The 20,501-nt window shown below is 55.8% G+C and carries 29 protein-coding genes; 23 read left to right on the forward strand and 6 right to left on the reverse strand.

What is annotated here, in order from left to right; translation table 11 throughout:
* The first annotated feature begins 108 nt into the window (after positions 1-108).
* Complete coding sequence (locus tag MWC30_RS11900) at positions 109-957, forward strand: hypothetical protein (RefSeq protein WP_244084403.1); 849 nt, start codon at positions 109-111, stop codon at positions 955-957.
* A gap of 131 nt (positions 958-1,088) precedes the next feature.
* Here the strand turns inward: MWC30_RS11900 and MWC30_RS11905 are convergent, their stop codons facing one another.
* Both MWC30_RS11905 and MWC30_RS11910 read right to left on the reverse strand, forming a co-directional pair.
* Entirely contained in the window at positions 1,089-1,643 is a 555-nt protein-coding gene (locus tag MWC30_RS11905; RefSeq protein ID WP_244084404.1) for a GNAT family N-acetyltransferase, read from the reverse strand.
* 1 nt (position 1,644) lies between these two features.
* The gene (locus tag MWC30_RS11910) at positions 1,645-1,947 is read right to left on the reverse strand and encodes a DUF1778 domain-containing protein (RefSeq protein WP_244084405.1); all 303 of its coding nucleotides are present in this window, start codon (positions 1,945-1,947) and stop codon (positions 1,645-1,647) included.
* A 198-nt stretch (positions 1,948-2,145) separates the two neighbouring features.
* On the opposite strand from MWC30_RS11910, the gene MWC30_RS11915 reads away from it, so the two are divergent.
* The 16 genes from MWC30_RS11915 to MWC30_RS11990 all read left to right on the forward strand — a co-directional run bounded on the left by MWC30_RS11915 (position 2,146) and on the right by MWC30_RS11990 (position 10,285).
* Positions 2,146-2,550: a hypothetical protein gene (locus tag MWC30_RS11915; protein WP_244084406.1), complete on the forward strand. Its 405-nt coding sequence runs from the start codon at positions 2,146-2,148 to the stop codon at positions 2,548-2,550.
* A gap of 54 nt (positions 2,551-2,604) precedes the next feature.
* The gene (locus tag MWC30_RS11920; RefSeq protein ID WP_244084407.1) at positions 2,605-2,913 is read left to right on the forward strand and encodes a DUF4326 domain-containing protein; all 309 of its coding nucleotides are present in this window, start codon (positions 2,605-2,607) and stop codon (positions 2,911-2,913) included.
* A gap of 124 nt (positions 2,914-3,037) precedes the next feature.
* Entirely contained in the window at positions 3,038-3,265 is a 228-nt protein-coding gene (locus MWC30_RS11925; RefSeq protein WP_244084408.1) for a hypothetical protein, read from the forward strand.
* Positions 3,266-3,404: 139 nt separating this feature from the next.
* A complete protein-coding gene (locus MWC30_RS11930; protein WP_244084409.1) occupies positions 3,405-4,049 on the forward strand; it encodes a DNA-processing protein DprA in 645 nt (214 codons plus the stop codon).
* 222 nt (positions 4,050-4,271) lie between these two features.
* Positions 4,272-4,598, forward strand: coding sequence for a hypothetical protein (locus MWC30_RS11935; RefSeq protein WP_244084410.1), 327 nt, complete (start codon positions 4,272-4,274; stop codon positions 4,596-4,598).
* Positions 4,595-5,137, forward strand: coding sequence for a hypothetical protein (locus tag MWC30_RS11940; RefSeq protein ID WP_244084411.1), 543 nt, complete (start codon positions 4,595-4,597; stop codon positions 5,135-5,137). The genes MWC30_RS11935 and MWC30_RS11940 overlap by 4 nt, the downstream gene beginning before the upstream one ends.
* 15 nt (positions 5,138-5,152) lie before the next feature.
* Positions 5,153-5,356: a hypothetical protein gene (locus MWC30_RS11945; protein WP_244084412.1), complete on the forward strand. Its 204-nt coding sequence runs from the start codon at positions 5,153-5,155 to the stop codon at positions 5,354-5,356.
* A gap of 192 nt (positions 5,357-5,548) precedes the next feature.
* The gene (locus tag MWC30_RS11950; RefSeq protein ID WP_244084413.1) at positions 5,549-5,995 is read left to right on the forward strand and encodes a single-stranded DNA-binding protein; all 447 of its coding nucleotides are present in this window, start codon (positions 5,549-5,551) and stop codon (positions 5,993-5,995) included.
* Positions 5,996-6,252: 257 nt separating this feature from the next.
* Entirely contained in the window at positions 6,253-6,537 is a 285-nt protein-coding gene (locus tag MWC30_RS11955) for a hypothetical protein (protein ID WP_244084414.1), read from the forward strand.
* On the forward strand, positions 6,534-7,424 hold the full coding sequence (locus tag MWC30_RS11960; RefSeq protein WP_244084415.1) for a DUF3150 domain-containing protein: 891 nt from the start codon (positions 6,534-6,536) through the stop codon (positions 7,422-7,424). Before MWC30_RS11955 ends, MWC30_RS11960 begins: the two co-directional genes overlap by 4 nt.
* Positions 7,425-7,477: 53 nt before the next feature.
* On the forward strand, positions 7,478-8,914 hold the full coding sequence (locus MWC30_RS11965; protein WP_244084416.1) for an AAA family ATPase: 1,437 nt from the start codon (positions 7,478-7,480) through the stop codon (positions 8,912-8,914).
* A gap of 113 nt (positions 8,915-9,027) precedes the next feature.
* Complete coding sequence (locus MWC30_RS11970) at positions 9,028-9,231, forward strand: hypothetical protein (RefSeq protein ID WP_244084417.1); 204 nt, start codon at positions 9,028-9,030, stop codon at positions 9,229-9,231.
* Positions 9,228-9,461, forward strand: coding sequence for a hypothetical protein (locus MWC30_RS11975; RefSeq protein ID WP_244084418.1), 234 nt, complete (start codon positions 9,228-9,230; stop codon positions 9,459-9,461). Before MWC30_RS11970 ends, MWC30_RS11975 begins: the two co-directional genes overlap by 4 nt.
* Complete coding sequence (locus MWC30_RS11980) at positions 9,439-9,858, forward strand: hypothetical protein (RefSeq protein ID WP_244084419.1); 420 nt, start codon at positions 9,439-9,441, stop codon at positions 9,856-9,858. Before MWC30_RS11975 ends, MWC30_RS11980 begins: the two co-directional genes overlap by 23 nt.
* Positions 9,859-9,866: 8 nt before the next feature.
* On the forward strand, positions 9,867-10,088 hold the full coding sequence (locus tag MWC30_RS11985; protein ID WP_244084420.1) for a hypothetical protein: 222 nt from the start codon (positions 9,867-9,869) through the stop codon (positions 10,086-10,088).
* On the forward strand, positions 10,085-10,285 hold the full coding sequence (locus tag MWC30_RS11990) for a DUF2997 domain-containing protein (protein WP_244084421.1): 201 nt from the start codon (positions 10,085-10,087) through the stop codon (positions 10,283-10,285). The genes MWC30_RS11985 and MWC30_RS11990 overlap by 4 nt, the downstream gene beginning before the upstream one ends.
* Positions 10,286-10,325: 40 nt before the next feature.
* On the opposite strand, the gene MWC30_RS11995 is transcribed toward MWC30_RS11990, so the two are convergent.
* Both MWC30_RS11995 and MWC30_RS12000 read right to left on the reverse strand, forming a co-directional pair.
* Entirely contained in the window at positions 10,326-10,535 is a 210-nt protein-coding gene (locus tag MWC30_RS11995; RefSeq protein ID WP_244084422.1) for a hypothetical protein, read from the reverse strand.
* Positions 10,507-10,713 carry a hypothetical protein gene (locus tag MWC30_RS12000; RefSeq protein ID WP_244084423.1) on the reverse strand — a complete coding sequence of 69 codons (207 nt, stop codon included), beginning with the start codon at positions 10,711-10,713 and terminating at the stop codon, positions 10,507-10,509. The genes MWC30_RS11995 and MWC30_RS12000 overlap by 29 nt, the downstream gene beginning before the upstream one ends.
* Before the next feature lie 251 nt (positions 10,714-10,964).
* On the opposite strand from MWC30_RS12000, the gene MWC30_RS12005 reads away from it, so the two are divergent.
* The 6 genes from MWC30_RS12005 to MWC30_RS12030 all read left to right on the forward strand — a co-directional run bounded on the left by MWC30_RS12005 (position 10,965) and on the right by MWC30_RS12030 (position 18,684).
* Positions 10,965-12,413: an AAA family ATPase gene (locus tag MWC30_RS12005; protein ID WP_244084424.1), complete on the forward strand. Its 1,449-nt coding sequence runs from the start codon at positions 10,965-10,967 to the stop codon at positions 12,411-12,413.
* 211 nt (positions 12,414-12,624) lie between these two features.
* Entirely contained in the window at positions 12,625-13,548 is a 924-nt protein-coding gene (locus MWC30_RS12010) for a hypothetical protein (protein ID WP_244084425.1), read from the forward strand.
* Between the two features lie 116 nt (positions 13,549-13,664).
* On the forward strand, positions 13,665-14,495 hold the full coding sequence (locus MWC30_RS12015; protein ID WP_244084426.1) for a hypothetical protein: 831 nt from the start codon (positions 13,665-13,667) through the stop codon (positions 14,493-14,495).
* 339 nt (positions 14,496-14,834) lie between these two features.
* Complete coding sequence (locus MWC30_RS12020; protein ID WP_244084427.1) at positions 14,835-15,815, forward strand: AAA family ATPase; 981 nt, start codon at positions 14,835-14,837, stop codon at positions 15,813-15,815.
* A 12-nt stretch (positions 15,816-15,827) separates the two neighbouring features.
* Complete coding sequence (locus tag MWC30_RS12025; protein ID WP_244084428.1) at positions 15,828-18,302, forward strand: S8 family peptidase; 2,475 nt, start codon at positions 15,828-15,830, stop codon at positions 18,300-18,302.
* Positions 18,303-18,357: 55 nt separating this feature from the next.
* Positions 18,358-18,684 carry a DNA-binding protein gene (locus MWC30_RS12030; RefSeq protein WP_244084429.1) on the forward strand — a complete coding sequence of 109 codons (327 nt, stop codon included), beginning with the start codon at positions 18,358-18,360 and terminating at the stop codon, positions 18,682-18,684.
* 56 nt (positions 18,685-18,740) lie between these two features.
* On the opposite strand, the gene MWC30_RS12035 is transcribed toward MWC30_RS12030, so the two are convergent.
* Together MWC30_RS12035 and MWC30_RS12040 are read right to left on the reverse strand one after the other, a co-directional pair.
* Positions 18,741-19,148, reverse strand: a complete 408-nt coding sequence (locus MWC30_RS12035) for a PP2C family serine/threonine-protein phosphatase (RefSeq protein WP_244084430.1) — start codon at positions 19,146-19,148, stop codon at positions 18,741-18,743.
* A 590-nt stretch (positions 19,149-19,738) separates the two neighbouring features.
* Positions 19,739-20,182, reverse strand: coding sequence for a hypothetical protein (locus MWC30_RS12040; protein WP_244084431.1), 444 nt, complete (start codon positions 20,180-20,182; stop codon positions 19,739-19,741).
* Positions 20,183-20,501 lie beyond the last annotated feature (319 nt).

Below are 20,501 nucleotides of genomic sequence, written 5' to 3' on the forward strand. Positions count from 1 at the left end.
CCACGACCCCTTGACACCCCCCCGCGCCCATGCGCCACAGCCCCTAACGATGCAGTTTTTCGGCTGTTTCACGGCCCGGTTATTACCCCTCTTCAAAAGGAGTCGGTCATGCATTGGACTACCCAACCCTATTGGCCCCGGTACGCTGTGGAGGTTTCAACCCTCGAAGGCGCCTTCGAGGATTTTCCCCATGGCGACCATGCACCGGTTTTCCCCCGGCAAATGGATCGCGCCATTTACGAGGAAACGCCCTTCGGCTTCCCCGTTCCTGCCGTAGCGCATGAAGTGCGCGCCACCTGCCCGCGGCACCTCACACTTTCCTTTGTGGCCAGGCGCGCCCGTTGTACACGCAAAGAGGCTGCCCCCCTTGCGGATTCACTGGCCATTTTGGAGGCCGATGAGCACACCGCCCGCGTCATTTGCCGCTGGGCAGCCGTTCGTGGAGTTTCGGCAACCGTTGATTACCTCTATCCGTTCGTTTTGGGAGTCGCGCAGGTCGAGCAGGTTTCAGAAGAAGACGTCATGACCCACGAGTCCGAATATGTCCCTGAAACGCTCGCTTATCATCCCATGGCCGAAGAGTCGAAAGGCCCCGATTGGGTCGAGCGGCAGCCCTCATGGTTTCAAAGGCTCCTGGAATCCATACGCGCCTGCAAAACGGAAGAAGCCCTCACGGCACTGGGCAAGGCTTATTATCAAATCAAGTCCCTCGATGAAAACCAAAGTGGCGTGCTTTGGTCTTTCTACCATGCCCAAAAGGTTTACATCCTCAGAAGGCAGCATCTTTCCGCCTTTGCCCGCAAGCTCAAGGCAAGGATAGAAGCGGAAAAAAATCTCCCCGCTTTCGGCCGGCAATTGCACCGCATCCAAAAGGGCGAAATCGAAGCGCCCGCCCTCAAGCCTCATGAATGGCGCATCCTTTGGGCAGCCTACCACGCCCGCAAGGCGCAACTTTAAGCAGCAAGGCCCCGGGTTTCCCCCCGGGGCCTTGCCCGGATGCTTCGACGGCTTTCAGGGAGCCGAAATGCAGAAGCGCAAAAAGCAAAGACAGGGAATCATTTCATCATGTCGGTTGAAAATGGCCTCTTCTATCCTTCAAGGTTTTCAACGGGCGTATCGGGCGGGACGTGGGGAAAAGCGAGCAGGATGGTCTGGCGGGGAAGCATCAGGGTAAGGGGTGCATCATGCAGGGGGATAAAGCCGAATTTCCGGTAAAAACCGGCCACTTTCGAATTCTTGGCATCCACGAACAAACCCACGACCCCCGCCACCTGTCTCATCGCACCGGCGACCCGGCGCATGGCATCGACAAGAAGGATTCTTCCGTAACTATTGCCCTGACAACGGGAATCAATGGCCAGACGCGCGAGCCTCGCTGCTGGAAGATGCGACTTGGGGAGTCCTTTCCTGTGTTCTACAGGTATGTCCGACACATCCGCTTCAACGAAGGAGAGCGTAAAAAAGCCCAGAACTCTTCGAGGTTCAGTCCTGCGGGTCAAAACGTAGGTATTGGCGATCCCCTTGTTCAGGTGCTGACAGGCTGTTTTTTTCAAGTAGTCGTCGAGGGCGGATTCGCCGCAGTCGAACGCCTTCCGATCGTGCTTTTCGGCGTCCAGCAGACTGATGATCAAATCCTTTGCCATTTCAATCTTGGGCTTCCACCAGTCGCGCATGGGCAGAAACGGCGTCCACCAGGGCCTCGTTTGGCTCGGGTGGATTCTCCAGTGCTTTCAGGAAAGTCTCGGCATCCCCTGAGGAGAGCTTAATGACCTCCATGCGCTGCAGGACTTCATTCGCACGCTCAAGAGCGGCCTGCACGATAAACTGGTTGATGGAGGCCCCGTATAAGGCTGCGGCACGTTCGATGATCAACCGGGTGGAGCTCGGTACCCGGGCGGTGATACGATCATCGGCCGGTTTTCGATCTCTGACTTGAGTGGCCGGCATTGTTTGTCTCCTTTTTTGACACATCATAAAACATTGGTGCCAGCTTGGCAACATTCTTTAATTCTTGACCTGGAAATGGGTCACGAAAGTCTTTAGGGAGTCATCATGTCACTACCGGCGATTCGGTCGAAATACTTCACCGTCAATTTTTGAGCCACACACTTCACTCACCCTATTTATCACGACAGGAGAAATCACATGACCGATTTTCACGACCAACAGGACCCTATGGAAATGCAGGACTATTTCGATGCGCTCGATATCGGGGAAATGGACAGTCCCGACCAGACCGACCGCAAGGTCAGGAGAGACATGAAGGAATTGAGCCTGGCCGAATTTCTCAGGAACATTCCGGACGAAGGCTATCGGATTTTGATGCTCATGGTGGAAATGCTCCAGGAACTGGATGATCCGAGCCGGAAGACAGCTTCGGCGAGCCTGCAATTCGAAAAAATTCGGAGAGGAATTCCCCTCACTGATTCCGATGCGCAAGCGTTGGTTCTGGACCAGATCCGCCACCTGCTTTTCGACAAGATTTCCTGCCAGGAATTTCTCCGGAGGATGTCCCTGATCGCCCATCTATCCGATCTCGAAGAGCAGTAGCGCCGAGAGATTTCATTTCGGCCTGCCTGGAGCAACTTTTTTGGGAGATGAGTTATGGCAATACAGGTGGTGAATAAAAAGCTGTTCAAGGGAGAAGGCATTTACATCGGTCGGCCCAGTGTTCTCGGGAATCCATTCGCCATAGGACGGGACGGGGACCGGGACGAGGTCATCGCCAGGTATCGGGCCTGGTTGTGGGATCAGGTAAAAGCCCGGAACGAGGTGTTTACCGAGTTGTTGAAGATTAAAGCGATGGCCGAACGGAGTGATGTCTATCTGGTCTGTTGGTGTAAGCCGTTAGCCTGTCACGGGGATGTGGTGGCGTCATGTGTCGAGTGGATGATCCGGGAGGGAATTGCGTAGAGGCAGAGAAATCGAGGACTTTCCGGATTTGAATTTTCACCGGTCCGAACCGACATCCCCAGCATCCAAGTTTTATTGCCGTCTACCTTTTGCAAACATTCACTTTTGCTGAAAGGAGACGGTCATGCACGATTACTGGCGAAAGCGTTTCGGAAACTGGAGCGATCCGGAGATGTACGAGCTGGCGAGAATCCACCATTACGATGTGGTTCACGAGATCGGGATCAGCCTCGATTCCGATCCGGAGGTCTGGAACGCAGCGGACTGGGAGGATTTCGAACCCTGGGATATGGATGCGGCGGAGGGCGCATCAAATCCTCTGCCCTCGATGAAGCCATCCAAAACCTCATGAGTTTTATTTTCTGCCTTCCGATCATTGCTTGTTTTACCATCGCTCTTTACCGCCACAAAAAATCTCGTTTCCGCCTCTCCAGCGTGGTTGTTGCTTCCTGGCTTTCTTGGCTTGGTCTCATTTCACGGGGAGGTGTGTCATGGCGGGTTTGGTGGCAGTGGTGGGTTCTCGGGAGTTGCCGGCGTCCCGGGCTCTGGCGGTGGCTGACGTAGTGCGGTCTCTTCTGCAGCGGGATTGCAAAATTGGAACGGGGGGAGCCCTGGGGGCGGACCTCTTTGCTCTCCAGGCGGTGGTGGCGTCAGGAGCCTCGGCGTGTGCCGGTTCCATGGTCTTCCTGCCAGGGGATATTTCACAGGCTCCAGCCCGATGTCGTCCGGTGCTCCACACTTTTGTCTCACAGGGAGGAGAAGTGGTGCCCGGTCAGGCAGTTCGCGGTTGCTCGCGGCATCAGTACCTGAGCGCGCTTTTTGCCCGGACCATCGCGTTGGTCAAGCGTGCCGAAGGGGTCGTGGCATTCATTTCCGGTGAATCTCCCGGCACCTGGTTCACCTGCCGTGAGGCGGCCCGGTTGGGGAAGCCGGTCGTGGTCTTCCCCGTGGCTGGCCCGAGAGGGTTGCGGTCCATCGGTTGTGGCTCGTGGCGCCCGGTTGGTGGGTGGGTCGGGGCCTGGCGGTGGTTCCACTCGGTGGCGCTGGGGGAAAAGTGCCGGCACGGGATCACGGTTCAGTGCTGTGCCGGTTTGCCGGAACCCGTTCGGGAGGAGGAAGAACGCATTGTGGCGTAACAGTGAGAAACGATGGGACGCTGAAGACGCTGACTAAAGCGCTGACTTTCGCTGAAAGTACTTCAACTTTTCTTCTTTTATCAGCGTTTGTCTGCGGTCATCAGCGTTTTCAGCGTCCCCTTCCACGACTTTTTCCCACCTCGAAAATTCAATTTCCGTCTCTCCAAAGTGAAGCGCCTGAAGAAGGCAAACATATCAACCATTCACTGAAGGAGATTCATCATGAAAAAGCATCTGGCAGTACTGAGTTTGAGTCTGGTTCTTACTTGTTCCGGAATGGCCGCTGCTGAAGATCTGCTCCTCACGGCCAGGGTGGAGCGGGCCATGCAGAAGGTCAACAAGGATGGCGCCCCGTACACGATTCTGTTCATTTCAGAAGATCGAACGCTTCAGGGAGTTTCCTACACGGCGGAGGCTCCGATTTTCGCCTTCGGCCCTTCCCACCAGGAAGCCTCGGCCGTCCAGGGTGGTGAGACCATCAAGGCCATCGTCTCCAGGAGGGACAATAACGGCGATGTGACGTACACCCTCAGAAAGATCGTCAAATGAGAGCCCGGCTGCTTCGCTTTCACAGGAGAGCGAAGCGCATGCTCTCCTTTCTCACGGTTTACCTGGCTCTCTGCGGTCTCGTGAGCTTTTCCCTTTTTATCCTCGAAGAATCCATGCAAACGGCCATGTTCGGCATCTGGCCTGCCCAGGACGCCAAGGACTGGCAGACGGTGAAAGCCGGGGCGGATTTCATCCGGACCACCAATCGGACCATGACTTTCATCAATTGGGCAGTCGGCTGGATACAGCCCCTGTCCTTCGTCTCCTATCGGACCTACAGCAAGGCGGCCGACATTTACGTGCAGGGAGTTCACGCCAAGACGTTCGCCAATGCGCCCGAACTGTTCGCCGGCGAGCGGGTGTCTCTCTTGTTCACTCCTGAAGTTGCGCGCGACGGCATCGCCACCAACCGCAACATCCATGTTCAAAGCCCTTCTCCTCTCCAGGCAGGCAAAAAATATCGCGTCTCCGGGATCGTGTCCCTCGATGACGGGGCGATCACGATCCGCGCGGATTCGATTTCAACCTGCCTGGAGTGAAAGGAGGTGATGCCCATGAAGGTCACGGAAATCACGGTTCTGGTGAGCAAAAAGATGTCGAAGGATTTCAATTCGTGGACGGTTTCTCACGGAGTCACGGCGGAAATGGAGCTCGGAGAAGATTGGAAGCAGGCAGCTCGAGCTTTGAGAAGAGACCTCAAAAAGCTCGTCTGTGGCGGCCTCAACGGGGAGGACAAGGTCCTCGTTCACATCAAATAGGATTTCCGTCTGTAGGCGGTGAAAGCGGGTCTTGGCCCGGCACTTTGCCCGAGTGCGGCTAGAGGAGCAAGGTGCAGCACTACCTGCCGTCCAGGCTGTCGGAGAAGCGTGTATCGGCAGCAGGGTAGTCTCCGGAAGGCAAGGCCCCATCTTACAACACTTTGTTAACACAACTTATAAAGGATTTTAGCCATGATCAATTCCGTCACCATCGCGGGAAATCTGGGCCAGGACCCCGAGATTCGGTACACCCAGTCGGGTCTTGCCATCGCCAACCTAAACATCGCCGTGAACGAGTTTGCCAAGGGACAGAACGGCGAGATGGAGAAAAGAACGCACTGGTTCCGCGCCACAGCCTTCGGGCGGACGGCGGAGATCGCCGTGGAGTACCTGAAAAAGGGCTCCAAGGTCTGCATTTCGGGGCAGCTCGTGCAGCGCTCCTGGCAGGACCAGTCGGGGAACAACCGCTCCTCGGTGGAAATCCGCATCAACCAGCTGGAGCTCCTTGGGGGAAACGGTGCCCAGGAGAGCCAAGACCGGTCGGGAACTGAAGCCTATCAGGCTTCGGCGCAGCGCCAGGCCCAGCAGCACTTCAACCCCGACGCCGATTATGTCCCCACCGAGGACATTCCATTCTGAGTGTAAGCGGTTCGCCACGAAGGCACGCTTATGGATTCCCCCCTGGAGGCATTCTTCATACGCTTCGTGCTTTCGTGGTGAGCCGTCAATCCCGACGGTCATGATGGTGCATCGTTCCCCCTCCATCATGAAATCCCCCCTGGCCCCCCTTTGCCAAAGGGGGGAAACGCAATAGCTCTCTGGCTGAGAAACACAACGCTTCCCCCTTTATCAAAGGGGGATCGAGGGGGATTTTCACAGTAAACAGGAGAAACGCCATGCAAATCCAACAGGGAAAACGCACCCATGATACCTCTTCCCTGCCGGCGTGGGCGCAGCGGCACATCGCCGAGCTCACGGCGGAGATCGAGAAGCTACGGTCCGCCCATGAAATCCTCACCCACCGGGAGTGGTTCGTTCTGAACGGCCCGCCCCCGGAAGAGGCCGAATCGGTCACCCGGCTGTGGTTCCTGGGAGCGACCGGAGCGCAGCTCGCCTTTGCCCTTTACCCGGGAGACACGCTGCTGGTGGGAAGGGCCATGAGAGAGGAGAGCGATCCATGAAAGACATTTTTCAAGAGGCTTGCCTCGTTCAAATGAGCACTTCCTGCTGGCAGGGTTCCAGGATCCTGGAGGCTTCGGTCATGGAGGAGGTGGGAGACAGCGACTGGCTGCGAGGCCGAAAGTATCTCGTGAATCCCGAAACCCTCCATCCCATCCGGGCCGTCATCAGCCGGGCGAGGAAAGACCTGGAAAAGAAAGCCCTGCCTTTTCCCATCCATGGGCTCACCCTGGTTCCCAAGGAGCAGATCGGCAACGTCGAAGAGGTTTTGAACCTCCACCGATCCGAGTTCTGCAAGGAGGTGGTCCGATTCGAAGAAGGTTACGAAGAAGCGAGAGAAATGGCGCGCCTGAGCCTGGGAAAGCTTTTCAGTGAAACCGATTATCCTGCGCAGATCCGGACCAAGTTCGACTTCAGCTGGACCTACCTCACCATCCAAACGCCGGGTCGGCATAGCATCCTCACACCAGAAATCTACGAGCGGGAAAAGGCCAAATTCGCAGCCATGATGCAGGAGACGGAGGAGCTTTGCATCGCCGCTCTCCGTGCCGAATTCGCCGACAACGTCGCCCACATCGTCAATCGTCTCACAAGCGAGGAAAGCGAAAAGCCCAAAATCTTCAAGCGCTCCATGATGGAGAAGATGCAGGCCTTCCTGGATTCCTTCGAGGCCAGGAACCTCTTCGACGATGACGAGCTGCAACGTCTTGTTTCCGAAGCGCGGCGCATCGTGGGCGGCGTATCCGCGTCCGCCCTCCGGGAAGATCCCTTCCTCAAGCATCAGATCGCCGCCGAAATGGGGAAGGTCAAGGATGCGTTGAATCTCGCCCTCGTCGACATCCCCCGACGAAAGATCCACATCCAGGAACCACGCTCCTTTGCCGCGTGAACAAAATATCCAGGTTCGGTCTGCGCCCCCAATCAAACACAAGGAGAAAAAACATGATCAAGGATTATCTTCGGGCGGGATATCCCGCCATCTGCCTGCTTACCCAGGAGCCCCACCGCGCTGAAACGGTACTTCCCTGCGAGGGCTGGAGCTTCACCGCCTGGGATTGCCTCCAAGGCTTTCGTACTGCGGAAAACGGCAAGCTCCTGGATGAGGTCCGCGACCCCGTCGAGGCGATCCACTGGCTGAGCACGCAGCAGGACAGCGTCCTCCTGGCCCACAACCTCCACCTCTTCCTGGAAATTCCCGAAGTCATCCAGGCCGTTCAAAACGGCGTGGTGCGATGGAAGTCCATCGGCTGCTGCCTGGTCATGGTCTGTCCCACGCTCCAGCTCCGTCCGGAAATCGAAAAGCTCTTCCACATCATCGCCATGCCGCTTCCCGGCGAAAGTGATCTTTTCTCCATGCAGCAGGACCTGGCCAAGGGAGTTTCCCTCCAGGATACCGAGGGGAATGCTCTTCCGGTGGAAGCCGACACCCACACGGCCCGGGCGGCCAAGGGCCTCACAGAGTTCGAGGCTGAAACGGCGTTCGCCCTTTCCCTCGTGAAAAAGGGACGATTCGACCAGCACGTGATCACCGAAGTGAAAGCCCAGATGATCAAGAAGTCGGGGCTCATGGAGTTCTGGGAGCCCGCAGACATCAGCCGGGTAGGGGGACTCGGCACCCTCAAAGCATACATCCGAAACCGCGCAACGGCATTTCTCCCTGGAAACGAGCACCTTCCCAAACCCAAAGGCGTCATGCTCGTGGGGATTCCCGGCACCGGAAAGAGCCTCGCGAGCAAGGCCACCGCCTCCATCCTCGGCTGGCCGCTCATCCGGCTGGATATCAGCGCCCTCAAAAATTCACTCGTAGGGGAATCCGAGCGGCGCATGCGTCAGGCGACCGGCATCATCGAAGCCTTCGGGGAAGCGGTGGTGTGGGTGGACGAGATCGAAAAGTCGCTGGCCGGGTCGCAGTCGAGCGGGCAGACGGACAGCGGCGTCACGGCTTCCATGCTGGGACATCTGCTCACCTGGATGCAGGAAACTACGGCCCCCATCCTCATGATGGCCACCGCCAACAGTGTCGGTATGCTCCCGCCCGAACTGCTGCGTGCCGGCCGATTCGATGCCGTTTTCTTCGTGGACCTGCCGGGCAGCGGGGAGCGCCTGGAAATCATTCGCATCATGAACGAGAAGTATGAAGCCGCCATCCCGGAGGAGATGGCAGCCCGGCTGGACGGATTCACCGGGGCTGAAATCGAGCAGATCGCCAAGGACTCCCTCTTCGACGGGCTCGATGCCGCCATGAGCGCCATCGTACCCCTTTCCCGCACCATGCGGGAAGAGATCCAGTCCCTTCGAGAATGGGCCAGGACACGCGCCCGCCCGGCCAATACCCCGGAAGATCAAATTACGGAGCAGCGCAAGATCCGCTCAATCTGACCATTGCCAAGGACCCCTCGCTGTCCATCGATTTCATTTCCGTCTTTTGAGATGGAATCGGTGGCGGGAGGAGTATCCGCATTGCCAGGAAACTTTCAAACAGGAGGACCAATATGCTCTTTCTTGCGTTCGATCTTTCAAGCTTTTCGTCCAGCTCCGAGAGCGCCATGAAAATGCGCATCGTCGAGCACCACAACTTCGAATCCGCCAAGGAGTTCGTTTCCACCTGTTTCCCGGGAACCTGGGCGATTGTGCCCAAGAAGCTCTTTGATCGGGGCATCGTTCAAAACATTCTGGAAAGAAAGGAAACCGTATGATCCTGAGAACTTTCAGCATCCAATCCTCGGTCGATCCGGAAGCGACCATTGCCGTCCAAGAATGCAGGGAACCCGGCACGGTGTGCGTCAGCATCGTGGGAGGGGACTCCTCCAGCAAGATCGTTTTGAACGAAGAGGAGCTGACGGAGCTGTGTGCCCTGCGTTACGACGTGCGATTTCAAAAATCTGCAATAGAGGAGAAGCTGTATGAGTCATGTTTCGAAAATTGAGCTGGAAATCAACGACCTGGAGACCCTCGAAGCGGCCTGCGCGTCTTTGGGCCTACAGTTCGTGCGGAACCAAAAAACCTACACCTGGTACGGCGAATACATGGGGGACACCCCCCTCCCGGAAGGCTTTTCGGCCGACGACTTGGGCAAATGCGACCACGCCGTCCGGGTCCCGGGGGCTGCCTACGAAGTGGGAGTGGTTCGGAAGGACGGAAAGTATTTCCTGCTCTGGGATTTTTGGAGGGATGGGGGGCTGGAGCGAGCATTGGGACCCGGAGCGGGGAAGCTCAAGCAGGCTTACGCCATCGAGCGCGTCAAGCGGGAAGCCCGCCTCAAAGGCTATCGCGTCCAGCAGGCCAAATCCGTAAAGGGCATCCGGCTTGTGCTCTCAATGTAGGAGGACCCATGAAAAGTCGTCTCGAGATACCCGACACCCCCCGCGCCGACCTCGTGCCCATCCGTCAGGCCTACTTCAGCCGCGAATTTTGGGACATGTGGGATCGCATGGGGGAACGGGGCCGGCATGCCAGCCTGCTTGGCTGGATCGCGGAGCTGGAAGGCGCCATTCGGCGCATGCAGCGAAGCATCGATCGCATCCACGAGTGTTTGGAGGGAAACGAAAAATGAAGCAGATCGTTATCGATATCACGGAAGATGGAGAGGTGAAGATCGAAACGCGGGGATTTACCGGCAAGTCCTGCGTGGAGGAATCCCGGTTTCTCAAAGAGCTCCTGGGGAAGGAACTGGCCCGGCAGCTCACCACCGCCTATTACCAGGTAGACGGCAAGACCTGCGTGAAAAAGCACCTGCCGCTTTGCGGGTAACGCATGAGCTTGGGGAGAATGAGAAAATGGCCGGGTCGCTTCATTGAAAGTGCTCTTTCAAATCAGCTTCAGAATAGACAAGAGGCTCATCTTCCATATCCTTCAAAGCCGATTCCAGCGAAAAGTGGAACCACTGTCGCTCCTCGTCTCTGCAGGCATCATCGATTACTTTTTTCAAGAGAAACTCCAAGAAATTCAGGGTGTCGGCCTGAATGGCGGGATCAACTACCAAGTTTTTCAAGGGCTTCATCGAATGGAATACTCTCTTTGCGATTCCTTGCATCGAGCAATCGTTTTTTCATGGTCTCACTCTTGAGCAAGTAAGCTGTCTCTTTCTCCGACTGAATCTCTCGCCATAATTCAATGGGCACGATAACCCCCGTGATCTTCTTATTCTCATCCGAAATGTATTGGATCTCTCCCATCATGCACCCCCCTGTTGGCGTCAAACTGGAATGCACCCCGTATCTTCGCCGACGTTCTTTCTATCTTTGAAACGATCAATTGCAAGTCCACACATTGACCACTTCTTTGTGTGGCGTCGTGCTTAAAAATTTAAAAAAATTATACCATGCTCCAGCGCGATCAACACAAGATTTCCGCCAAGGTTGTTTTCAGCATTTCCGGCAACGCCTATTTGGTACGACCCCCAAAACAAACTCTGAAGAGGAGGTACTTCATGCAACAGGATCAGCCTCTAAAAATCATCCAGCTTACCGCTGAAAACGTGAAAAAGCTCCGTGCCGTTCAGATCACTCCCGAAGGGCACATCGTTCAGATCTCCGGTCCCAACGCTGCAGGCAAGACCAGCGTGCTGGACGCGATCTGGTACGCCCTCGGCGGTGGTCAGGCTTTGCCTGAAGAACCCATCCGCAAGGGAGCCGCTAAGGGAGAGATTCGGCTCGACCTGGGAGAGATGCTGGTGACCCGGACTTTCACTCACAAGGGCAGTTATCTCAAGGTCATGAACAAGGAGGGACTGGAGTGGAAAAGCCCTCAAAAAGTCCTGGATCAGCTCCTGGGGAAGCTCTCCTTCGACCCGCTGGCCTTTGCGCGCCTGGATGAAGGCAAGCAGCGCGAGCTTCTGCTCTCCCTGGTGACGATTCCTCTCTCCTACGAGCATCTCCAAAGGCTGTCCGGCATCCCTGCTCAGGAAAACGGAGACCCCATCGGGGCCATGAATGCTGTGTACAAGACCGTCTATGAGCAGCGTGCCGACCACCATCGCAACGCCAAACGTCTGGAGGCTGTCGTCACGGCGGTCGAAATACCACCGGGAATGGAAACGGTACAACCAGTCAGTGCCGCACAGTTGCTTTCCGAGAGGAAGCGCCTCGAAGAGGAAAATGCGCGCAACGATGGGATGCGAAGAGAGCTGCTCGACCTCGAACGCAGCCATGAGGGGCTCAAAGAGCGGAAAGAAGAGCTAGAGCAAAAAAAGCAAGACCTCCTGCAGCAGCTCCGCGAGACGGAAGACCTCATGATCAGTACAGACTCCCTTATCGGAAGCTCCCGGGAAGAACTGCTTTCTGCGGTCAGTGCCGTCCGTGACCTCGTCGACCACGATCTCTCGGAAGTCGATACACGAATTGCCCAGGCTGACGAGCTGAACCGCATTGCCGCCGATGTCGAAAGACGCCGAGGGCTCGAAGAGGAGCTTGCCCATGAGCAGAAACAGGCGAGCGAATGCACCGCAAAGCTCGACGCCATCGCCCGCTACAAGACGGAGCTCATGGAACGGACCGATTTTCCCGTCAGCGGGCTCGACTTTCGAAATGGAAAGGTCGTGTACAACGGCGTCCCCGTCAGCCAGGCGAGTACCGCCGAAAAGCTCCGCGTCGGGATGGCCATCGCCATGGCTCTCAATCCCAGGCTCCGGATCATCCGCATCGAAGACGGCTCACTCCTCGACAGGGAATCCTGGAGGGTCATCGAGGAGATGGCTCGCCAGGGCGACTACCAGGTGTGGATCGAGACGGTTGCCGACGAGCCCGGTCAAGGCATCTACATCTACGATGGGCAGGTCTTGGGCGGTAATGGAAGCCAGGAAGCACGGCAGCTTTCTGAGACCCTTCCGCCTGAGAGTTTCCCCGAGCTCGATTCCCCCTCCGACTCCATGCTCATGTAGTCCCAATTGTATCAGTCTCGTTTCCGACGCGTCGGAAAGTTCTGCAGCCTCCTCCTCGAGCCCACACTCATCTGATTTCCGTCTACCGATTGTGAATCCATTTCGGTTGCATCGATGCCTCCCATTCATCGGGACGGCTTGAGCTTCCTCGAATGCCTTATCAACGCGCAATCCAACCATTCATCCCCTATCTTGCATAAGGAGAAGAGCCATGCCCTGGAAAAGAGCCCTTTGCCCGGACGGGCAGGAAAAGACCTTCGATGATTGCCTTGCCTGCCAAAGTGAATGCTTCGACCTGGAAATCCGCGAAGCCCTCTTCGAGCGCGAACGCAACTGGCAGGCTGCCGAGCACACGGGGGATCGCATCAGCGTGACGGCGCTCCTCGGATGCCTTCGATCGACCTACCTGGAACGGGTCACCGACTATGCGGCCACTCCCGAAAGCATGTGGTACAGCCTGCGGGGGGAGCTGATCCACCGCCTGGTGGAGCGCCCCGACATGGACAATCCCTACCTGCGACGCTCGGAGATGCGCCTGCGGGCCAGCGTCAACGGGCACGAGGTGAGCGGCCAGCTCGACAACTACAAACTGCGCTTCCTGGAACAGGGGGTGCTCAAAGACTGGAAATCCATCGGGGACAACGGCCTGCAGTACGTCATCTTCGAGGGCGCCAAGGAAGAGCACATCTGGCAGACCAACATCTATGCCTGGATCGCCCGGCAGAATAGGTTCCGCGTGGATCACATCGAGATCGCCTACCTCTCCCTCATGCAGGTCGTGAAAACGGGGCAGGTGACACCCTTCGTCGAATTTCTCGTCCATCCCCCGGTCAGGAGCGGCAAACGCCGGAACATGATCGGGCACCCGCGGCTTGTGCGAGAATACCCCTCGGGCAAAAAGAAGTGGGAATGTTACTACCGCATCCCCGAGGTCCCGCTTTACGATGACCGGAGCGTCCTCACCTTCGTTACTCCCAAGCTCGCCTGCCTCGCGCAGGCCTTCGATTCCGGTATCCTGCCGCCGGTCGCCGATGAAGAGACCCGCCGGTGGAAGTGCGACGGTTACTGCCGGGTCCGTGGGCTGTGTGAAGCCGAGGAGGGGAAACATGGCCGATCACTGGTGATTCCGCGATAGCGGAGGGGATGCACCATTTCACTGAACTATCTTGCCGGGCAGCATGAGGGCATCCGTGCATCCACCCCATTTCCTTGGTCCGGTTTTCACAGTCTGCAACCTAACGAGGATCAATCATGGAGCTCAAAACCATCACGGGAAAAGACTTATTCGAAGCATTCCGGGAGCTCGATCGGCAGCTACCGGCTCACGCCTACAAAAAGATCGAAGGAGGGAAGGGCGGCAAGCTCGGTCTCACCGACATTATCCCCGCTTTCCTGCCCGATCTGCTCCTGGAGCTCTTCGGACCCATCGGCTACGGCTGGGGCTTCAACCTGGACGGCATCGACTCTTCATCCAAGACCGTCGAGCGCAAAGGAGGCTACACAGAGGAAGACGTGACCGCCACCTGCAAGCTTTCCATCTGGTATCGCTTCCTGCGCGACGGCGAAGTGGCCATGTCCGATCCCGTCCCCGCAACGGGCGGCAGCACCAACACCCTCATCGAGTGGGCCATGAAGGGGGCGCTCACAAACGCCCTCGGCTGTGCCTGGTTTTTCGCCGGCTATCAGCTCAGTGTGTACAAGAACGAAAGGTCTCACAATGGCGACGGAATGCACAACACCGGGCATGGACCGAGAAATCAACAGGAACAGCACCACAGAAGCCCACAGCCCCCGCCCCCGAATCCATCCAACAGCCATGCCGCATGGCAAACGGCCGTGAGCACCATCGACCAAATGCTCACAGGCCTGAATCTTCCACAGGATCGATACTGGAAATATGCAATGGCCAAATACAAAACCCCGCGAGACAACCTCACTGTGCCACAACTCCAGGAGCAAGTGATTCTACTGACCCAGTGCCGCCAGAATCCGGCCAAGCTCGATCAATTCCGCGGGCTCCTTGGCGATGTTGCCGAAAAACACGCTGTGGCGCAGGGAGAACAAGACGGAACGATGTGTTGAGTATAGCTCGGCATAGTAAAGTGACCATGCGTGGTGCACCTGGGTGAGCCTTGAGAAACCCGACAAGAAGGGCTGCTCGATCGTGTTGCCGGCATTGAGCACCCCCTTTGATTTTTTAGATTTTTTGACTATTTCACATGATTGAGCACTAATAAATCCAGTAGATTAAGATCCTATCCGTTCAATGTCGGGCGTTCCATTGGGTTTTCATCATTGAACACACTCTACGTGTTTGTCATTCTTTCAACTTGTCTTACTTCGGTATTCGCATTAGTGTTTGTTCAATTGGTCCCGCGTTTATGTAGGTTCCAGAAACAAAAATATAAGATAGGGTTTTTTATGGCCACAGCGGAGCAAATCAAAGCATTGATCAAGAGCTACATAGAGGAAGATGATGCTCGCTTTTGTGCTGTCGCCATGCAGGTTGCAGCACACGCCGCCCGTCAGGGGCATGGACGTCTTGCCGATGAACTGCGCACTCTGGTCGATGAAGCCAAATCCAGTGCCGGGACCAAGTGCCGAAAAGGCCCCGTACCTATAGCCACTCCACGAGGTGAGCTCTCTGAGCTTCTGGCCGCATCCTACCCGCAAGCAAAACTGGCGGATATGGTGTTGACCGATGCTCTGCTGCGGCGTGTGACACGGATTCTCAGAGAGTATCGCCAGCAGCATAAGCTCCATGCCCATGGTCTATCGCCGCGCCGAAAATTCCTTCTCATGGGTCCGCCCGGGTCCGGCAAAACTATGACAGCCTCCGCTCTTTCGGGTGAGCTCAAGTTGCCGCTTTTCGTTATCCAGCTCGACGGCCTAATCACCAAGTTCATGGGAGAGACGGCTGCAAAGCTTCGGCTCATCTTTGGAGCCATGGAGCAGACGGCCGGTATTTATCTGTTCGATGAGTTCGATGCCATTGGCAGCGAGCGAGCCATCCCCAACGATGTGGGGGAAATGCGCCGTATTCTCACATCTTTTCTTCAGCTTCTCGATCAGGACAGATCAAACAGCCTGATCGTTGCCACGACGAATCATGGAGAAGTGTTGGACCGAGCCCTGTTTCGACGCTTTGATGATGTGATCGAGTACCAGCATCCGACTCGAGACTTGGCTCAGACCATGTTCAAGAATAGCCTGGCGGCTTTCGATACCACGGACGTGGACTGGAAGTGCATTCTCGATGCGGCCGGCGGCCTCAGCTATGCAGATCTTGTCCGAGCGTGTGAAGATGCTGCAAAGGAATCGATCCTCTCGGGAACGGTCGTCGTCACAACCGGACGCCTCCTCTCCGCTTTGGAAGAACGGCGTTCTGTAGTGCACCGATGAAGAAAGAGATAAATGCCAACTGAAGGAAGCCAACAGCTCAAACACCTCGTCGTCAAGGGAACAACCACCACCGAAAAGTATACCTCTCCACGGCTTGGAAGGCAGAGTTTGGCGTTGCCTTCCCGAAATGCGTCCATACACGGTGCCGGGCTTTTGAAACAGATCGAAGCCGCGCGTACAGCCGCACAGTCTATCGATGACAACAGAACCGCGGTCGGCATCCTCGATCAGAAGGGGATGCACATAGAATTCAGGAGTGAGCCAGAATTCGAACTGGCTTTGAACAGCCTCGAATCGTCTCAGCAAGGCATCGAGCTTGCCGCCGTTAGGCAGCGGGGCGAGGTCATGTATGCAACTGTATTCATACCTGAAGGCAAGTTCTCCTATTTCGTCAAAAAATTGGAGGACTATGCTGCCGGTGAAACACAGACCGGAAGGCCGCGAAACGAGCGGCTTGTCGCCGGCATTTCCGAAATCCACCTGGCAGCCCTCGAATCTTTCTGGACGGACGATGAAAGTATCTTTCCGGCCTCGGACGATCCTTTGTGGTGGGAGGTTTGGCTTCGAGTCGGTGGGGATCGTGAGGCCACCCTGACCACATTTCGTCAACACGGCAGCCGTCTTGGACTTGAAATAGGCCCCTCGGAAATTCGCTTTCCCGACCGCTCCGTGGTGCTCGCATATGGCGCCAAATCGCACATGAGCCGATCTGCGGAGCTTCTGGATTGCATCGCCGAACTGCGGAAAGCAAAAGATCCTCCAAGCTTTTTCATCGACCTTTCTCCCTATGAGCAGAGGGAATGGGCAGGAGACCTGAGCCAAAGACTCGATCCGCCGGATTCCAGTGCGCCCGCTGTGTGTCTCCTGGATACCGGAGTGAACCATCGACACCCTCTCCTTCAACCAGGGTTGAAGGACGACTCTGTTCTGACATGTCATCCTCGATGGCCCGCAGCGGATCATCACGGTCATGGCACCGAGATGGCGGGTGTGGCGCTCTACGGCGATCTAGCTCCATTGCTTGCGGCAAAAGAGAATGTGAAGCTGGTCCATCAGCTCGAATCTGTAAAAATCCTGCCGCCTATCGGGGAGAACGATCCGGACCTGTATGGGGCCATTACCCGTGAGGCTGTCGCCAGAGCCGAGGTGGCAGCCCCTTTCCGTCCGCGCAGCATATGCATGGCTGTCACAGCCCCGGATTTTCGGGATCGGGGATATCCCTCATCCTGGTCTGCTGAATTGGATCAGATTTGCTCCGGTTCCGAAGATGGTCAGCAAAGGCTCATGTTCGTTTCCGCAGGCAATATCGATCAGGAGGATTGGCGCCTGTATCCGGACATCAACCAGGCCAACGGGATTCACGATCCTGCTCAAGCATGGAATGTGGTGACGGTGGGTGCGTACACGGACAGGATTCATATTCACCACGAGGATTATATTGATTGGCGGCTCGTTGCCAACGCTGGCGCCTTGAGCCCTTCGAGTACGACGTCTCTTTGTTGGAGCCGCAAGTGGTCCGTCAAACCCGACATCGTCATGGAAGGAGGAAATGCGGCACGAAATCCCGTTACAGGTGAGGCAGTGCCCATCGACGATTTGTGTCTACTTACGACATACTGGCGACCGCTCTTCAAATCCTTTGTGACCACTCATGGTACCAGCCCGGCAACCGCGCAAGCTGCCAGAATGGCCGCTATCCTCCAGCATCGATACCCCGAGTTTTGGCCGGAGACCATCCGAGCGCTGATCGTGCACTCCGCCGAGTGGACCCATGCCATGATGGAGGAATTCATACCCTTCAAGACAAGGGGGAATCGGGAGCGATTGCTCCGTTGTTATGGGTTTGGAGTGCCGAGCCTGCGGCGTGCCATGTGGAGTGCCTCGAATTCAGTCACTCTCATTATCGAGGATTCGCTCAATCCTTTCCTCAAAGAAGGAAGTTATGTCAAGACCAGCGACATGCATCTCCATAGCATTCCCTGGCCGGTGGAGGTGCTCGAGAATCTGGGAGCGTCTCAAGTTGAAATGCGGGTGACTCTCTCCTATTTCATCGAGCCCAGTCCCGGTCGCCGTGGTTGGAAGTACCGACACCGTTATGCTTCTCACGGTCTGAGGTTCACAGTGAAGATGCCCACCGAATCCCTCGATGAATTTCGAAAACGAGTCAATAGAGCTGCGCGGGATGAGGAAGAGCAGGTAGCGGCCAGCTACGATACGGGTTGGGTTCTTGGATCTCAGCTCAGAGACCGGGGCTCCATTCATTCAGACCGTTGGCAAGGAACGGCAGCCGACCTGGCTCACAGAGGGTTGTTGGCGGTTTACCCTGTCGGCGGTTGGTGGAAAGAACGCCATCACCTTGGGCGTTGGGACCGGAAAGCCAGGTACTCCCTCGTTGTATCGATCCGATCCGAGCAAGTGGGAGTCGACATCTACACACCCATCGCAAACAGGATAGCCGTTCCTACTGATATTTCAGTCAGGAGCTGAGCATGAAGGTCAATAATCTGGAGGCTGGGGAGCTACGAATAAAGAGCTTATAGAAATGGCATTGACGAGAGATTTCAAACAGACTGTAATCGAACGCGTCCAGCGCGATCCTGAATTTTCCAGAGCCATGCTGGATGAAGCGGCCACGTTGTTTCTCAATGGCGGACCGGAGACAGCCCGGCTCAATCTGCGGGACCTGGTGAACGCGATAGTGGGATTTGAGGAACTGGCATCCTTGACGGCCAGGCCGAGCAAGAGCCTTCAACGGATGCTTTCTCCCAGCGGGAATCCGGGCATGGACAATCTGGCGGGCATCTTTGAGGTGATCCTCCGCAAGCTGAAGGTGGGGATTGAAGTCCGCACTGTGGAATTGGTGTCATAGCTTCATGTTGCAACGTACCCTTTCGAATATTGACTCCCTTCAGAACCAGTTGTCTGTCAGTCTTCCACCTCGAAAAGAAGAACCGTGATGTCATCGGAGGAGCCTTTGTGCCTGGACCGCTGAGCAAGCTCCATCACCGCACGCCGAATATCGGTGAATTCCTCCACCACCTCAACCGCTTCAAGCAGTTCGAAGGCCTTCGTGACTCCATCGGAAAACAGCAGTACTCGATCTCCCTCTTCCAACGAGTGAGCTCCGACGTCAATTTCGAGCTCCGGCCCCAATCCAAAAAACCTGTAAATCCCACCATTACATTCGTGAGAATGCGTGAGCACCGTGGCCTGGCCGTCCCGGATTTGAATTGCCATGGTGTCGCCGGCATGGAACACAAAAAGCTGATCTTCATAAATCCACGCAATGGACCCTGCACAGCCCCCCTTGTGCCGCCCACTCTTTGAGTCCATCCCCCACTCATGAATTGTGAGATTGGCCTTCATCAACAATTCATGAATCCCCTCTGCTGAGAGTGCCCAAGCCTCAGGATGCGTGTAAAACCGCCCCAGTTGGTCGCACAGTTCCTGGGGGCCCGCATCCCCAATTCCGTACTTCCAATCCCGTCGAAAACAGCGAAAATTTCTCCTCGGTTTTGTGACCCCACCAAAGGCACATCTTGCGAAAGTATTCGATAGCGGTCCTCATTGAACTGGTGGCGGGTTCCTTTGAGAGAAGCGACCGCCACATTCCCTTTTTGTTCAACTCTCGCGAAATTTTTTCCGGGGATGGAAGGCCTCATTTCACCTGGCCCTTCCCGCTGCAGGCCGGGCAGCGCAGTTCTCCAGTTCCATTGCACCTTGAACAATCCTTTCCTCCAATTCCCAGCACGGGCAGAGGATAAATGCGTCCCTTACCATTGCATGTAGAGCATTGGATAGTCCCTTTTCCGTTACACCTAGGGCATTTCCTTGCCATGTTCTTCTCCCTGCTCATAAGTGATTGCATGAATCAAAGGCCTATTCGGTACGATGAGGTACCGAGCATCCGGTAATCTTTTCGCTTACGCATCCTCAAGATCTTCCCAATTCTCGCACACCTCCCCAAGCCATTCCCGCAGGCGTTGCCTGGAGAGATCGTGAAATGGGATGTGAGTCACCCAAAAACCTCTTTTTTCCAGCTTGCGAATCTCGTCCGAAATGGATGCATTGGAATGGACAAGAAGCGGAACATCGAGGGAAACATACTGCATCACAGCATGGTAAACCTCTTTACCCGAAAGCTCTTGATCCCGTTTCGTAACTGCCTGTTTTTCAAGGTTGTAATCCAGGAGGATACCGGCATATTCTCCACGAGGCCCGTCCAGCCTGAGAATAGTCAAGGCTTTCCCTGCGCTGGTAGCCACTACGGGCTTCACCTCTTCCGGAAGCCAGCAATGCAGAAACCGAATCCGGTCCTGATCGTCTTCGACGATGAGCAGTCGAAAAGGTTTCTTTCTCGTTTTCATGGCGTTAGGGTTTCTGCCGATCTGATCTTGTCAGGGCATCAGGGAAAAATGACAGCCACGACTGGTCCTGTTGCGTCCGTCCTTGGAGTATTCCTCCGGTTACATGAATTCATTTTCTTGAATCTGTCAGGGGATTTTTCAAGTTCATGTCGTTCTCTCCCATGAATACAGCGCAATCTGGCGAAGCTACTGTTTTACCTGCACATTGATCCGACAAAAGGCTTGTCAATTACTTTGGGTTACTGCTAAAAGATTTGAATCATATCGATCTTATTCAATTCATTTTTATGGCCGACATAAAATATATGATGGCTGAAAC

Source organism: Desulforhabdus sp. TSK (genome assembly GCF_022836495.1).
Taxonomy (GTDB): Bacteria; Desulfobacterota; Syntrophobacteria; order Syntrophobacterales; family Syntrophobacteraceae; genus Desulforhabdus.

Coding starts and splice junctions, on each gene's coding strand:
- MWC30_RS11950 (WP_244084413.1), top strand. CDS start 5,549: ATGATCAATTCCGTCACCATCGCGGGAAATCTGGGCCAGGACCCCGAG.
- MWC30_RS11965 (WP_244084416.1), top strand. CDS start 7,478: ATGATCAAGGATTATCTTCGGGCGGGATATCCCGCCATCTGCCTGCTT.
- MWC30_RS11980 (WP_244084419.1), top strand. CDS start 9,439: ATGAGTCATGTTTCGAAAATTGAGCTGGAAATCAACGACCTGGAGACC.
- MWC30_RS11935 (WP_244084410.1), top strand. CDS start 4,272: ATGAAAAAGCATCTGGCAGTACTGAGTTTGAGTCTGGTTCTTACTTGT.
- MWC30_RS11970 (WP_244084417.1), top strand. CDS start 9,028: ATGCTCTTTCTTGCGTTCGATCTTTCAAGCTTTTCGTCCAGCTCCGAG.
- MWC30_RS11915 (WP_244084406.1), top strand. CDS start 2,146: ATGACCGATTTTCACGACCAACAGGACCCTATGGAAATGCAGGACTAT.
- MWC30_RS12020 (WP_244084427.1), top strand. CDS start 14,835: ATGGCCACAGCGGAGCAAATCAAAGCATTGATCAAGAGCTACATAGAG.
- MWC30_RS11995 (WP_244084422.1), bottom strand. CDS start 10,535: ATGAAGCCCTTGAAAAACTTGGTAGTTGATCCCGCCATTCAGGCCGAC.
- MWC30_RS11925 (WP_244084408.1), top strand. CDS start 3,038: ATGCACGATTACTGGCGAAAGCGTTTCGGAAACTGGAGCGATCCGGAG.
- MWC30_RS11975 (WP_244084418.1), top strand. CDS start 9,228: ATGATCCTGAGAACTTTCAGCATCCAATCCTCGGTCGATCCGGAAGCG.
- MWC30_RS11900 (WP_244084403.1), top strand. CDS start 109: ATGCATTGGACTACCCAACCCTATTGGCCCCGGTACGCTGTGGAGGTT.
- MWC30_RS12005 (WP_244084424.1), top strand. CDS start 10,965: ATGCAACAGGATCAGCCTCTAAAAATCATCCAGCTTACCGCTGAAAAC.
- MWC30_RS12035 (WP_244084430.1), bottom strand. CDS start 19,148: ATGGACTCAAAGAGTGGGCGGCACAAGGGGGGCTGTGCAGGGTCCATT.
- MWC30_RS11945 (WP_244084412.1), top strand. CDS start 5,153: ATGAAGGTCACGGAAATCACGGTTCTGGTGAGCAAAAAGATGTCGAAG.
- MWC30_RS11990 (WP_244084421.1), top strand. CDS start 10,085: ATGAAGCAGATCGTTATCGATATCACGGAAGATGGAGAGGTGAAGATC.
- MWC30_RS11985 (WP_244084420.1), top strand. CDS start 9,867: ATGAAAAGTCGTCTCGAGATACCCGACACCCCCCGCGCCGACCTCGTG.
- MWC30_RS11955 (WP_244084414.1), top strand. CDS start 6,253: ATGCAAATCCAACAGGGAAAACGCACCCATGATACCTCTTCCCTGCCG.
- MWC30_RS11910 (WP_244084405.1), bottom strand. CDS start 1,947: ATGCCGGCCACTCAAGTCAGAGATCGAAAACCGGCCGATGATCGTATC.
- MWC30_RS11905 (WP_244084404.1), bottom strand. CDS start 1,643: ATGGCAAAGGATTTGATCATCAGTCTGCTGGACGCCGAAAAGCACGAT.
- MWC30_RS12025 (WP_244084428.1), top strand. CDS start 15,828: ATGCCAACTGAAGGAAGCCAACAGCTCAAACACCTCGTCGTCAAGGGA.
- MWC30_RS12010 (WP_244084425.1), top strand. CDS start 12,625: ATGCCCTGGAAAAGAGCCCTTTGCCCGGACGGGCAGGAAAAGACCTTC.
- MWC30_RS11920 (WP_244084407.1), top strand. CDS start 2,605: ATGGCAATACAGGTGGTGAATAAAAAGCTGTTCAAGGGAGAAGGCATT.
- MWC30_RS12000 (WP_244084423.1), bottom strand. CDS start 10,713: ATGATGGGAGAGATCCAATACATTTCGGATGAGAATAAGAAGATCACG.
- MWC30_RS11930 (WP_244084409.1), top strand. CDS start 3,405: ATGGCGGGTTTGGTGGCAGTGGTGGGTTCTCGGGAGTTGCCGGCGTCC.
- MWC30_RS11940 (WP_244084411.1), top strand. CDS start 4,595: ATGAGAGCCCGGCTGCTTCGCTTTCACAGGAGAGCGAAGCGCATGCTC.
- MWC30_RS12015 (WP_244084426.1), top strand. CDS start 13,665: ATGGAGCTCAAAACCATCACGGGAAAAGACTTATTCGAAGCATTCCGG.
- MWC30_RS12030 (WP_244084429.1), top strand. CDS start 18,358: ATGGCATTGACGAGAGATTTCAAACAGACTGTAATCGAACGCGTCCAG.
- MWC30_RS12040 (WP_244084431.1), bottom strand. CDS start 20,182: ATGAAAACGAGAAAGAAACCTTTTCGACTGCTCATCGTCGAAGACGAT.
- MWC30_RS11960 (WP_244084415.1), top strand. CDS start 6,534: ATGAAAGACATTTTTCAAGAGGCTTGCCTCGTTCAAATGAGCACTTCC.